This window comes from Kocuria sp. ICS0012, from assembly GCF_001665945.1.
In the GTDB taxonomy this organism is placed as follows: Bacteria; Actinomycetota; Actinomycetes; order Actinomycetales; family Micrococcaceae; genus Kocuria; species Kocuria marina.
Genome location: NZ_LZMM01000072.1, coordinates 1 through 12,515 on the forward strand (window position 1 = coordinate 1; position 12,515 = coordinate 12,515).

Sequence of the window (12,515 nt, forward strand, 5' to 3'; positions counted from 1 at the left end):
TCGATCCACTCCTGCGTCTCCTGAACATCAGCGTCCTGAAGATTATTCGTCAACCCACTCAAAATGTGGTGATTGCTGTCGGAAGACACGAGAACCTCTCTATCGTCAGCTCCGTGTCACGGGATCCCCGGTGTCGGAGCGGTGTGTCAGGCGGCGGGTGCTCGGACAGGCCGATGCCGTCGTCCTTTCATCGTGTCACACGCGATGGCGTCACCGGCAGTGACCACACCGTTTCACGCGTCACACCGCCTGCGCCGGGCCGCCACGAGTGTGGAACGTGTCACAAGTCACCCGATTCGCCCCGCGGTTCGTGGTGTGGCTTGAACGCGGGGACAATCCAGTGTTGTCTTTATTACGCACCGTTGACATCCCCGTCACGGTGAGGGTGAGGTCCGGCAGCGTCGTTGAGCCGACGGTCCGGCCCCGCGCGAGACAGCAGTGAAGGAGAGTTACGGTGAGCGAGGCGAAAGCCCCCGAGGAGAGCATTGCGGCGCAACTGAATCTGAAGGACGGCGACTACGTCCAGGAATTCGGTTACGACGACGATGTCGACGCGGATCTGCGCGAGCGGATCGAGGACGCGATCGGCTCGGAGCTCTTCGACGAGGACGCCCAAGAGGTCGTGGACGCCGTCGTGCTGTGGTGGCGTGACGGGGACGGCGATCTGGTGGACGAGCTCGTGGACGTCCAGACCACCCTCGACGACGGCGGTGTCGTGTGGTTGCTGACGCCCAAGGCCGGCCGCCAGGACCACGTCTCTCCCGCTGACATCCAGGAAGCGGCCTCGACCGCCGGTCTGCACGTCACGAGCGCGGCACGGGTCTCCCCGGACTGGTCCGTCTCCCGCCTGACTCCCAAACGAAATTTCTGAGCGCGCGCCGCGGCGCTCCCGCGCGGCAGGAAGGGCTCTCATGAGTGCGATCGGATCCACCGCGCCGGACTTCACCCTCCAGGACCGTCACGGCGAGTCCCGCTCCCTGGGCGACTACCGGGGTGCGCCGGTCGTGCTCGTGTTCTTCCCCTACGCGTTCTCGCCGATCTGCACGGACGAGTTGTGCCATCTGCAGGATCACACGGACATGTTCGATGAGTTCGACGCCGTCGTGGTGTGTATTTCCACGGACAGCCACTTCGCATTGGACGCGTTCGCGCGGCAGGAGTCCTACGACTTCCAGATGCTCTCCGATCACTGGCCCCACGGGGACGTGGCCCGCCGCTACGGTGTCCTGGACGAAGACGCAGGGTGCGCCCAGCGCCACACCATCACCATCGACGCCCGCGGGATCATCCGTGACGTCAGCTCCGCCGACATCACCCAGGCCCGGGAATGGGATCGACTGCGGGGCGTCCTCGAGAACCTGCCCCGGTCCTGATGCCCCTGCGAGTACTGCGCGCCGGTTACGGCGCACCGGTGGACGAGAGCCTCTTCCCCGATCCCCATGCACTGAACGCCCGGGACGGTCTGCCGCGCGTTCTCGAGGTGCTACGGGGCAAGCAGATCGCGGTGCTCACGGGCGCGGGGGTGAGCACCCCGTCCGGGATCCCCGACTACCGCGGCCCGGGCGCCAAACCTCGTTCCCCCATGACATACCAGGAGTTCATGGGCAATGTGGCGAGTCGCCGGCACTACTGGGCCCGTAACCAGTACGGCTGGCACTTCGTGGCCCGGGCACAACCGTCCGCCGCCCACGAGGCGCTGGCCCGGCTCGAGGCCGCCGGTCTGGTGGACGGGATCATCACCCAGAACATCGACCGGCTGCACCAGAAAGCCGGCTCCGTGGCCGTGGTGGACCTGCACGGCACCTACGCGTGGGTGTTGTGCACCTCGTGCTCGTCCCGGTTCCCCCGGGAACAGGTCTCGCGCTACCTGGACGAGTTGAACCCCGGGTTCTACGACGGCATGGCCTCGGCGGACGACATCGAATACGCCCCGGACGCGGACGCCACCGTGGAGCACACCGGCGGTTTCCGTGTGTGGGACTGCCCCGTGTGCCAGGGGGTGCTGAAACCGGATGTCGTGTTCTTCGGGGAGAACGCGCCGTCGCACCGCGTGGCCCTGGCGCGGCGCATGGTCGCGCGGTCCGAGGCGCTACTCGTGGCGGGATCGTCGCTGACCGTGAACTCCGGACGCCGGTTCGTGCGGCAAGCAGACCGAGAGGGGATCCCCGTGGTGATCGTCAACCACGGCGTCACCGGAGGGGACTCGATGGCCACCGTGAAGGTGGACGCTCCCGTGGGGGAATTCCTCGCCGACCTGGGCGACCACCTGACGGCTTGATCCGAATGCGTTGAGTACTTAGACTCTCAATACGAGACCCCGAGGGTCCGCGGAGGGGAAGCCGCGGTCACCTTCGGGGTCTCACCCATTTCCAGGGCGGGTCGGTACCGTCCCGAGCGCGGAGGATCTCCACGGCCCGGGACGGGCGTCCGTCACTTCACGGGGTCGATGACCGGCTTGGCGGCCTGGGCGTCTCGGCACTGCTGGGCCCACAGCGCAGCACCCACGATGCCGGCGTTGTTGCGCAGCGCGGCGATCTCTACCGGTGTCCGCAGTTCGAGGTAGGGCAGGAACTTCTCCGAGTTCTTGGACACACCGCCCCCGATCACGAACAGGGACGGGGAGAACAGGAACTCCACGTGGGAGAAGTACCGCTGCAGCCGCTTCTTGGCCCACTTCTTCCAGGGCAGCTGCTCGCGTTCCCGGGCGGCGGCCGAGGCCTTGGTCTCGGCATCGAAGCCGTCGATCTCCAGGTGACCGAGCTCGGCGTTGGGGACCAGTTGGCCGTTGAGGATCATCGCGGAACCGATCCCTGTGCCCAGGGTGATCACCATGACCAGGCCTTCCTTGCCCTTGCCTGCGCCGTAGTGCGCTTCGGCGAGCCCGGCGCCGTCGGCGTCGTTGAGGGCCTCGACCTCACGGCCCAGCGTCTCGGTCATGAGGGCATCCACGTTCGTGTTGATCCACGACTTGTCCACGTTCGCCGCGGACAGCGCCACCCCGTTCTTGATGATGGCGGGGAAAACGATGCCCACGTGGCTGTCCGGGGCCGGGGCCTCGGGGCGGGACTGCAGTTCGTCCACGATCTGCTTGACGACGCCGGCCACGGCTTCCGGCGTGGCGGGCTGCGGCGTGGGGATGCGGAACCGTTCACCCACGAGTTGGCCGGTGGCGAGATCCACGATCCCACCCTTGGTGCCGGTACCACCAATGTCGATTCCGATGCCACACTGCGATACGACACCCTGTGGAGTACCTGAGCTCATGAACGGTCCCTTCGGTTCACGGTGGAAACTATGCGGAGGTGGACGCGATGCAGCCCGCCCCGTCGCTCGATCTTACGGGAGGGTGAGGATCTCCACGCTGTCATCGGTCACGACCATGGTGTGTTCGAACTGTGCAGTGCGCATCTTGTCGTGGGTCGTGATGGTCCAGTCGTCGGACCACTGGTCCCACGTGATGGAACCGAGGGTCAGCATGGGTTCGATCGTGAAGATCATTCCCGGGACCATCTCGGTGGCGTAGGACGGGGCGGCGTCGTAGTGCGGGACGATCAGACCCGTGTGGAACTCGCGCCCCACGCCGTGCCCGGTGAAGTCGCGCACGACCCCGTAGTCGAAACGCTTGGCGTACTTCTCGATGACGCGCCCGATCACGTTGATCTCACGCCCGGGACGCACGGCCTTGATCCCGCGGTTCATCGCCTCGTGCGTGCGTTCCACGAGCAGGCGGGAGTCCTCGTCCACGTCACCCACCAGGAACATGGCATTGGTGTCCCCGTGCATGCCGTTCTTGTACGCGGTGACGTCCAGGTTGATGATGTCCCCGTCCTCGAGCACGGTGGAATCGGGGATGCCGTGACAGATCACCTCGTTGAGTGACGTGCAGATGGACTTGGGGAACCCGCGATACTCGAGGCACGAGGGGTATGCCCCGTGATCACACATGTACTCGTGCGCGATCCGGTCCAGTTCATCCGTGGTCACGCCGGGCTTGGCCTCTGCGCCCGCGGCCTGCAGCGCACGGGCGGCGATCCGGCCGGCCTCGCGCACCAGCTCGATCTCTTCGGGGGTGTACACGTTGGAGGCGTGACCCTCGTTCGCGTCCCGGCGTCCCACGTACTCCGGCCGCTCGATCCCGCCCGGGACGTGGCGCCGCGGGGTAAGGTTCCCGGGGCGTAGCGCGCCGCGCGGTGCGGTGGATCCGGGTGCTGGTGCGAGATTGTGCGTGGTCACGATGGGTCATTGCCTCCTGCGGCGATCGCGGGCGTGTTCGTGCTGTGAGGCGTCAAGGCGCCCCGAACACCTGGTTCAGCAACTAGCCTAATCCTTGAGTCCCGGGCCCGTTCGGCCGGGAAGGTTCGCGACCCCGCCGCGGGGCGGGTGTACGGCGCACGGCGCCGCACAGGGAGGAAGATCATGGCCGAGTACTGGTACAACCTCTACACCAAGCAGGTCGAGGAAGGCCCCAAGGACGACTACCGCAAGCTCATGGGCCCCTACGCGACCCGCGAGGAGGCCTCGCGCGCCCTCGAGCGCGCCGCGGAGAACACCAAGCGCTGGGACGAGGAGGACGCCGCGTTCAAGGGTGACTGACCCTGTAGGGCCGGGCGGCGACGTCGCCCGGTCCCATTCTGGTTCGGGGCGACCCGGGCGTCACCCCCGGTAGGAGTGCTCCTCGGCCGGGAACGCACCGGAGCGGACGTCGGCCACGTAGCCGCGCACGGCGTCGTCGGCGACCTGAGCGAGCTGCGCGTACTGCTTGACGAAGCGCGGCATCTTCCCGGTGCGCAACCCCAGCATGTCCTGCCACACGAGCACCTGGCCGGTGGTCACATTCCCGGCGCCGATCCCCACCGTGGGGATCCGCAGCTCGTCCTCCACTCGTGCCGCGGCGTCCGCGGACACCATTTCCAGGACGACGGCGAAGCACCCGGCGTCCTGCACGGCACGGGCGTCGCGCAGTAGCTGCTCCCCGGCCTCGCCGCGGCCCTGGATCCGGAACCCGCCCAGCGCGTGCTCGGACTGCGGGGTGAATCCGACGTGACCCATGACAGGGATCCCAGCGCGCACCACGGCGGCCACGTGCTCCGCGAGCGCTTCCCCCGCCTCGATCTTCACGGCGTGCGCGCCGGACTCCTTCATGATCCGCGCCGCGCTGCGCACGGCCTGATCCGGGGACTCCTCGTACGAGCCGAAGGGCAGGTCCACGACCACGAGGCTGCGCTGTACGCCGCGCACGACCGCGGCGGAGAACGTGATCATGTGCTCGAGCGTGACCGGCAGGGTGGACTCGTGTCCGAGCACCGTGTTGCCGAGTGAATCACCCACGAGCAGGACGTCCACGCCGGCTCGGTCGAAGATCCCCGCGGTGAGCGTGTCGTAGCTCGTGAGCATGGAGAACTTCTCCCCGGCGTCCTTGGCACGCTGCAGGTGCAGGGTCCGCACGCGGGCGATCTGGGCGAGGGATTTCTCGGCGGGGGAACCGGACGAAGGTTGCGTTTCGCTCATGGTGTCAGGGTACCGGCCGGTCGGGCCCAGGGGTTCCGGGCGGGGAGCGGCACTGACTCGGCGACCCGATCTCCGTGCGGACCGGGGCGGGAACACGCAAGCGGACAGATGGGGGAGACGGGCGCGAGGAACGCTGCTGCGACCGATACAGTTGTGACGTGGCTCGTCCCGGGCATGGCCCCGGCGCGTGAGCCCGCAGCCGCTGTGTCACACGCCCCAGGAATCCGAGGTGGACCCATGGACCGTCAGCAAGAATTCGTTCTGCGCACCATCGAGGACCGGGACGTCCGGTTCGTCCGGTTGTGGTTCACGGACGTCGTGGGGACCCTCAAGTCCATTGCGCTGGCACCCGCTGAGGTGGAGGCCGCGTTCGAGGAGGGCCTCGGGTTCGACGGCTCCTCGATCGAGGGGCTGTCGCGGATCTTCGAGTCCGACATGCTCCTGCAACCGGATCCCTCCACGTTTCAGTTGCTGCCGTGGCGCGGGGAGGACGAGCCGACCTCCCGGATGTTCTGCGACCTGAAGACCCCGGACGGTGAGCCCTCCGCGGCAGATCCCCGCGGGGTTCTGCGCCGCGTGCTCGCCAAGGCCTCGGACATGGGCTTCACGTGCTACACCGCTCCCGAGATCGAGTTTTACCTGTTGCGCTCGCCCGAGCTGGACCCGCGCACCGGCGAACCCGTACCGGTGGACTACGAGGGGTACTTCGATCACGTCCCGGGGGGAGTGGTCCAAGACTTCCGCCGCACCGCGGTGAACATGCTCGAATCGGTGGGCATCTCCGTGGAGTTCTCGCACCACGAGGCCGGACCGGGTCAGAACGAGATCGACCTGCGCTACGCGGACGCGCTGCAGACCGCGGACAACATCATGACGTTCCGCACCGTGGTGCGCGAGGTGGCCCTGTCCCAGGGGATCTACGCGACCTTCATGCCCAAGCCGTTCTCCCGCCACCCCGGCTCGGGGATGCACACGCACTTCTCCCTGTTCGAAGGGGACACCAACGCGTTCTACGAGGCCGGGGCCGAGTTCCGGCTCTCCGAGACCGGGCGGCACTTCATCGCCGGGCTGCTGCGCCACGCCCCCGAGTTCACGTCCGTGACCAATCAGTTCGTGAACTCCTACAAGCGACTGTGGGCCGGTGACGAAGCGCCGTCGTACATGTCCTGGGGCCACAACAACCGCTCGGCGCTGGTGCGTGTGCCGCTCTACAAGCCGGACAAGGTGCAGTCCTCCCGGATCGAGTACCGGGGGATCGACTCCGCGACGAACCCGTACCTGTCCTACGCCGCGCTGCTGGGGGCGGGGCTCAAGGGGATCGAGAACGAGTACGAGCTGCCGCCCGTGGAGATGGACGACGTGTTCGCCATGAGCAGCGCCGAGCGCCGCGCCGTGGGCCACCAACCCCTGCCGGGCAGCCTCCACGACGCGATCCGGCTGACCGAGGAATCGGAGTTCATGGCGGAGCTGCTGGGCGAGCAGGTCTTCGAGTACTTCCTGCGCAACAAGCGCCGCGACTGGGATCAGTACCGCCAGGAGGTCTCGCCCTACGAACTGCGGACCAACCTGGGCATCCTGTAGGGGCAGACCATGACTGACACCCCGGGTACCGCCAAGGAGCGCGCGGAGAAGATCTCGGCCAAGCAACTGATCTCGATCGGTTTCGCGGACGTCACGAATGCCCGGCGCTGGCTGGGGTTCCGGGAATTGGACGGCGTGGACTTGTCCGCGCTGCTCGCGGGACTGGCCCACGCGGCGTCGCCGGACGTGGCGCTGCAGCTCATCGTGCGGCTCATCGAGAACCACCCGGAGGTCGCGCGGCGAATCAACGGGGACCCCCGAGAGTCCGAGACCATGTTCCGCTTGCTGGGTGCGTCCGAGGCGTTGGGGGAGTTCCTGCTGCGCGCCCCCGAGAACCTGGACCTGCTGGACATCCCGCCCGTGGACGAGCCGAGGGCGGACCGCGCGGAGGTCTTCCGTGCGGCGCTGCTCGAATCCGTGGGCGCCGATCCGCAGGCGGACACCCCGGTGGCATCGCTCACGGGACAGGACGCGCACAAGGCGTTGCGCGTGGCCTATCGCCGCGGGCTCGCGCGCGTGGCCGTCCGGGACGTCGGGGCCGTGGACCCGGTGGCCTACATGCCCGCCGTCGGCCGGCAACTCGCGGACCTCGCCGGGGCCGCCCTCGAGGCCGGCCTGGCGGTGGCGCGCGCTCACGCCGCCGAGCGCTGGGACCCCGCCCTCGTGGAGCAGGTACGGCTCGCGGTGATCGGCATGGGCAAGTGCGGCGCCCGAGAGCTGAACTACATCTCGGACGTGGACGTGGTCTACGTCGGGGAGACCCGGGCCTCCGACGCCGGGGACACCCCGGACGAGAGCACGAGCACGGAGATCGCCACCGAGATGGCCCACACCCTCGCGCAGGCCATGATGGCCGCCGGTCCCGAGCCGGCGTTGTGGGAAGTGGACGCGAACCTACGGCCCGAGGGCAAGGACGGGCCGCTCGTGCGGACACTGGACTCCCACGTGCGCTATTACAAGCGCTGGGCCAAGTCCTGGGAGTTCCAGGCGCTGCTCAAGGCCCGGTGCGTCGCGGGCGATCAGGACCTCGGGAGGCGCTACGAGGCGGCCATCGCGCCGTTCATCTGGTCATCCGCCGAGCGCGAGGGCTTCGTGGAATCCGTCCAGGCCATGCGCCGCAGGGTCACGGAGAACATCCCTGAGGCGGACCGGGACCGGCAGATCAAGCTCGGACCCGGGGGACTGCGGGATGTCGAGTTCACGGTGCAGTTGCTACAACTCGTACACGGACGCTCGGATGAGACCGTCCGCACGCGTGCCACCACCGAATCCCTCGCGGCGCTGAGCGCGGGTGGCTACATCGGCCGCGCGGACGCCGAGGAGTTCGGACTCAACTACCGATGGCTGCGGTTGCTCGAGCACCGGATCCAGTTGTTCCGCATGCGGCGGACGCACCTGATGCCGCGCGACGAACGGGAACTGGCCGTCGTCGCCCGGTCCGTGGACGGCGCCGCCGAGCGCACGCACCCCACGGCCCAGAAACTCGTGAGCGACTGGAACGCGGCCAAGCGCTCCGTGCGCAGCATGCACGAGCGGATCTTCTACCGTCCCATGCTCGCGGCGCTCGCCAACGCGCCCGCGGACACCACCCTCACGACCGACGCCGCTCGGGACCGCCTCGCGGCACTCGGGTACCAGGACACCAAGGCCGCGATGCGACACATCGAGGCCCTCTCGCGCGGCGTGAGCCGGCGAGCCGAGATCCTGCGCACGCTGCTGCCGGTGCTGCTCGACTGGCTCGCTGAGGGCGTGGACCCGGACGCCGGTCTGCTCAACCTGCGCAGGGTGTGCGAGGCTCTGGGCAACACACCCTGGTTCCTGCGATTACTGCGGGATTCCAACGCCGCGGCCGAGCGGTTGTGTCACATCCTCTCGAGTTCTCGGTACGTCTCGGACCTGCTCGAAACCTCTCCCGAGGCGACGGCGTGGTTGGGCGACGACTCCCAGCTGGCCACCCGGTCCCTGGACGAGCTCGTGTCACAGATGCGCGCGCAGGTCGCTCGGCACCACGACCCGGGCGAGGCCATCCGGGCCGTGCGCCAGATCCGGCGCCGCGAACAGTTGCGCATCGCGCTCGCGGACACGAGCGGCGTCGCCAGCGTGGAGACCACCGTGACGGGTCTTTCGGACGTGGACCAGGCCACCGTGATGGCCGCGCTGTACCTTGCCCGCACCGAGTACGCGGCCGCGCACGACGGCGCTGTCCCCGCCGAGGTGCTCGTGATCGCCATGGGGCGCCAGGGCGGGCGCGAGATCGGTTTCGGCTCGGACGCGGACGTGATGTACGCGTACGCACCCGCCCCGGACGCGGACCCCGGGGAAGCGCGCAGTGCCGCGGAAACCGTGCTCAACCGCATGGTCAAGCTCCTGAAGCAACCGTGCACGCCGCCCGTGGTCGCCGAACGGGTTCTGGAGATCGACAACGACCTGCGTCCGGAAGGGCGCTCGGGCACCATGGTGCGGTCGGTGGCCTCGTACGCCGAGTACTACGAGCGCTGGGGTCAGACCTGGGAGTTCCAGGCCCTGACCCGCGCCCGGTACATGGCCGGTTCCGAGGACGTGGCCCAGGCGTTCTTCCGTGTGGTGGACCGCTTCCGGTACCCGGCCGAATTCACGGACCGTCAGCTCGTGGACATCCGGCGCATGAAGGCGCGCGTGGAGAGCGAGCGGATGCCCCGCGGGGCAGATCCCACCCGGCAGGTGAAGCTGGGCAGGGGTGGGCTCTCGGACGTGGAATGGCTCGTGCAGTTGCTGCAGCTGCAGCACGCGCACGAGGTCCCCGAGCTGCGCACCACCTCCACGCTGCCCGCGCTGAACGCCGCGGTGGCCGCCGACCTCGTGGGCCCGGAGGACGCCGCCGTACTGGAGCACGCGTGGAAACTTGCCACGGACATCCGCAACGGCAACGTCCTGCGCTCCGGGCGGGCCTCCGATTCCGTGCCGTCACGCCGGGTGGACCTCGAGGCCGTGGCCCGGTGGATCGGCTACGAACCCGGTTCCGCCGCGCAGCTCGAGGAGGACTACCTGCGGATCACCCGGCAGTCCCGCTCGGTATTCGAGCGGTTGTTCTACGGCCGCTAGTTCTGCGCCCGACCGTTCGTGCCGTCCTCGTAGGCCGCGTCCCGCGAGCCCACCTGACGCGCGACCGACAGGTGCCCGCCCAGGTAACCGCCCAGGCCGGCGGCGGACATGCCGCCCAATGCCAGGACGCACCCCAGCCCGTGGCGTCCGGTGCGGCGGGCCACCCACGAGGCGAGTTGCAGACCCGTGGCCAGGCCGTTGGACCCGGCGTGGATCACGGCCACACGTTTGTCCCGGTTCTGCAGCCCGTGGTACTCGGCCCATCCGGTCAGGGCAGATGGCACCGCCGAGAGGACACCCACGCCCGTGAGCACCCGCGCGGCACGGGCGGAGTCACGGCCACCCATGAGGTCGAGCACGAGCGCGCTCATCCACGTGCCCATGGGCACCTCGATGAGCAGCGGGTGCAGCGCGTGGCCCACCTGCTTGCCCTGCAGGAGGTCGCGAACGGTCGGATTCCCGGCCACAGCGGTGGCCACGGAATCTGCCGAGCCCACCAAGGGGTCCAGGGCACTGCTGCCCTCGACCGTTTTCATCAGGGGAGTCAGGGGGCTCTCGGCATTCGAGGCGGGGTATTGGGTGGACTCGTTCATGGTCGGTCCTCTCAGATGTGGGATGTCCCGCCATCCTCGCACCCCGCGGCGGGGAATGCACCCGCCCCTCGGGGTGTCCCGGTCCTGCGTGGAGTGGGCCAGTCAGCCCGGCGCTGCCTGTTGTGGTAGACCCGCCCGCTTCAACTGAGCAAAGGCATCCCGGGGTGCCGCTGGGCTGCGTTTGCTCCACTGGATTTTCGGTAGAACGGGCTGGTAAGTGGCGCCCCAGGAGGGAGTCGAAAACGCCACCCCGTCGAATTGCAGGGCGGAAACGCGCGGAACTTTGCGGAACGCGGCAATACGGGCACGGTCCATATCCCTGGTGCTGTTGAGGTAGTCAACACAGCCGACGCGACCCTGGGTCAGCCGTGCTGCAGGCTGCACCATTCCTTGGCGCTCGCGTGCTGGATCCGGTCGGCCAGCATGGGCTGACCCCGTTTGGTAGGTCCGGTGGTTGTGTGAGTCGTCCTGTTGCCCGGGGGTCCGGGCAGTGAGACTGGTCAGATCATGACGAACAGCAGGAAGCGTCACACCTCGGAGCAGGTCGTCCGTAAGCTCGGGCAGGCCGACAGGATGCTCGCGGGCGGTAGCGACATCGCCGGGGTGTGTCGAGAGCTCGGAGTGTCCGAGCAGACGTACTACCGGTGGCGGAACCAGTACGGCGGGCTGAAGGCCGACGACGCGAAGCGGCTGAAGGAGCTCGAGAAGCAGAACGCCACGCTCAAGCGGCTGCTCGCCGAGGCAGAGCTCGAGAAGGCCGCGCTCAAGGAGCTGGCTGAGGGAAACTTCTAGGCCCGGGCAGGCGCCGCGCCGCCGTCGACCACCTCAAGCGCAAGCTGCGGGTGAGCGAACGAATGGCGTGCCGTCTGGCCGGGCTGAGCAGGTCCGCATACCGTCGCCCGCTCCAGGGTGAGACGACAGCCGACCCGGACCTGGCGTTGCGGGACTGGCTGCGGGCGTATGCGAAGAAGCACCCGCGGTGGGGATACCGCAGGGCCTACCACGATGCCCGCGGCGAGGGGTGGGTCGTGAACCACAAGAAGATCCAACGGCTCTGGCGCGAGGAAGGGCTGCGCGTCCCGCAGCGGCGTCGCCGCAAACGCGTTGGGTCTTCGACCGTCGACGCCCCGGCAGCGGTCGCACCGAACCTCGTGTGGGCGGTGGACTTCCAGTTCGACGCGGACGAGCAGGGCCGTCCGATCAAGATCTGCTCCATCGTCGACGAGCACACCCGCGAGTGCATCGGCGGGCTCGTCGAACGGTCGATCACCGCGGACCGGCTCACCGCCCACCTCGAGGACCTCGTCGCCGTCCGCGGCGCCCCCGCGGTGCTCCGATCCGACAACGGCCCCGAGTTCATCAGCGACGCGATGGCCGACTGGGCCGGCACCCGCACCGGCCTGTTCTACATCCCGCCCGGCTCGCCCTGGCACAACGGGTACGTCGAGTCGTTCAACAGCAGGCTCCGCGACGAGTGCCTGAACATCAACAGCTTCTACTCGCTGCTCCACGCCCAGGTCGTGATCGGCGACTGGAAGACCGGATACAACCACGACCGCCGGCATTCATCGCTCGGCTACCTCGCACCCGTCGACTACGCTCGGCAATGCACCCATCAATCGGAAACCGACGACTCGCACAGCGACCGGACCGAATGAAGGGGGCGGCCCAGCCTCCCCCGGCATCTCGGGGAACGTTCACAGTGTTCTCACGTGAAGGGACGCTGCTGCACGACGCGGAGAAGAGGTGCCA

At 68.3% G+C, this 12,515-nt stretch carries 11 protein-coding genes; 7 read left to right on the plus strand and 4 right to left on the minus strand.

Annotation, left to right across the window (positions count from 1 at the left end; genetic code table 11):
- Positions 1-454 precede the first annotated feature (454 nt).
- The 3 genes from A5728_RS11655 to A5728_RS11665 are packed head-to-tail and all read left to right on the plus strand — an operon-like array spanning position 455 to position 2,278.
- Positions 455-871, plus strand: a complete 417-nt coding sequence (locus A5728_RS11655; RefSeq protein ID WP_035962250.1) for a DUF3052 domain-containing protein — start codon at positions 455-457, stop codon at positions 869-871.
- Positions 872-911: 40 nt separating this feature from the next.
- Positions 912-1,373, plus strand: a complete 462-nt coding sequence (locus tag A5728_RS11660) for a redoxin domain-containing protein (protein ID WP_064847239.1) — start codon at positions 912-914, stop codon at positions 1,371-1,373.
- Complete coding sequence (locus tag A5728_RS11665) at positions 1,373-2,278, plus strand: Sir2 family NAD-dependent protein deacetylase (protein WP_082943447.1); 906 nt, start codon at positions 1,373-1,375, stop codon at positions 2,276-2,278. Before A5728_RS11660 ends, A5728_RS11665 begins: the two co-directional genes overlap by 1 nt.
- A gap of 152 nt (positions 2,279-2,430) precedes the next feature.
- On the opposite strand, the gene ppgK is transcribed toward A5728_RS11665, so the two are convergent.
- Together ppgK and map are read right to left on the minus strand one after the other, a co-directional pair.
- Complete coding sequence (gene ppgK, locus A5728_RS11670; RefSeq protein WP_064847240.1) at positions 2,431-3,264, minus strand: polyphosphate--glucose phosphotransferase; 834 nt, start codon at positions 3,262-3,264, stop codon at positions 2,431-2,433.
- A 72-nt stretch (positions 3,265-3,336) separates the two neighbouring features.
- A complete protein-coding gene (map, locus tag A5728_RS11675) occupies positions 3,337-4,233 on the minus strand; it encodes a type I methionyl aminopeptidase (protein WP_064847241.1) in 897 nt (298 codons plus the stop codon).
- 183 nt (positions 4,234-4,416) lie between these two features.
- Between map and A5728_RS14290 the strand changes: the two genes are divergently transcribed.
- Entirely contained in the window at positions 4,417-4,593 is a 177-nt protein-coding gene (locus tag A5728_RS14290) for an SPOR domain-containing protein (protein WP_144930816.1), read from the plus strand.
- Positions 4,594-4,653: 60 nt separating this feature from the next.
- Here A5728_RS14290 and panB read toward each other — a convergent pair whose 3' ends face one another.
- On the minus strand, positions 4,654-5,508 hold the full coding sequence (gene panB / locus A5728_RS11680) for a 3-methyl-2-oxobutanoate hydroxymethyltransferase (RefSeq protein ID WP_064847242.1): 855 nt from the start codon (positions 5,506-5,508) through the stop codon (positions 4,654-4,656).
- A 237-nt stretch (positions 5,509-5,745) separates the two neighbouring features.
- Here panB and A5728_RS11685 point away from each other — a divergent pair, with 237 nt between their 5' ends.
- Together A5728_RS11685 and A5728_RS11690 are read left to right on the plus strand one after the other, a co-directional pair.
- Positions 5,746-7,089 carry a glutamine synthetase family protein gene (locus tag A5728_RS11685; protein ID WP_035962238.1) on the plus strand — a complete coding sequence of 448 codons (1,344 nt, stop codon included), beginning with the start codon at positions 5,746-5,748 and terminating at the stop codon, positions 7,087-7,089.
- Between the two features lie 9 nt (positions 7,090-7,098).
- Positions 7,099-10,170 (plus strand): bifunctional [glutamine synthetase] adenylyltransferase/[glutamine synthetase]-adenylyl-L-tyrosine phosphorylase, encoded by a 3,072-nt coding sequence (locus A5728_RS11690; protein ID WP_064847243.1) that lies wholly within the window; start codon positions 7,099-7,101, stop codon positions 10,168-10,170.
- Here A5728_RS11690 and A5728_RS11695 read toward each other — a convergent pair.
- Positions 10,167-10,763 (minus strand): DUF2231 domain-containing protein, encoded by a 597-nt coding sequence (locus tag A5728_RS11695; RefSeq protein WP_064847244.1) that lies wholly within the window; start codon positions 10,761-10,763, stop codon positions 10,167-10,169. The two genes, A5728_RS11690 and A5728_RS11695, sit on opposite strands and share 4 nt — an antisense overlap.
- 507 nt (positions 10,764-11,270) lie before the next feature.
- Here A5728_RS11695 and A5728_RS11705 point away from each other — a divergent pair.
- Positions 11,271-12,421, plus strand: a protein-coding gene (locus A5728_RS11705) for an IS3-like element ISAar43 family transposase (RefSeq protein ID WP_156523457.1) whose coding sequence is annotated in 2 segments (ribosomal slippage) — positions 11,271-11,541 and positions 11,541-12,421 — 1,152 coding nt in all. Because the reading frame shifts where the segments join, the coding sequence is not laid out codon by codon here.
- The last annotated feature ends 94 nt before the right edge of the window (positions 12,422-12,515 follow it).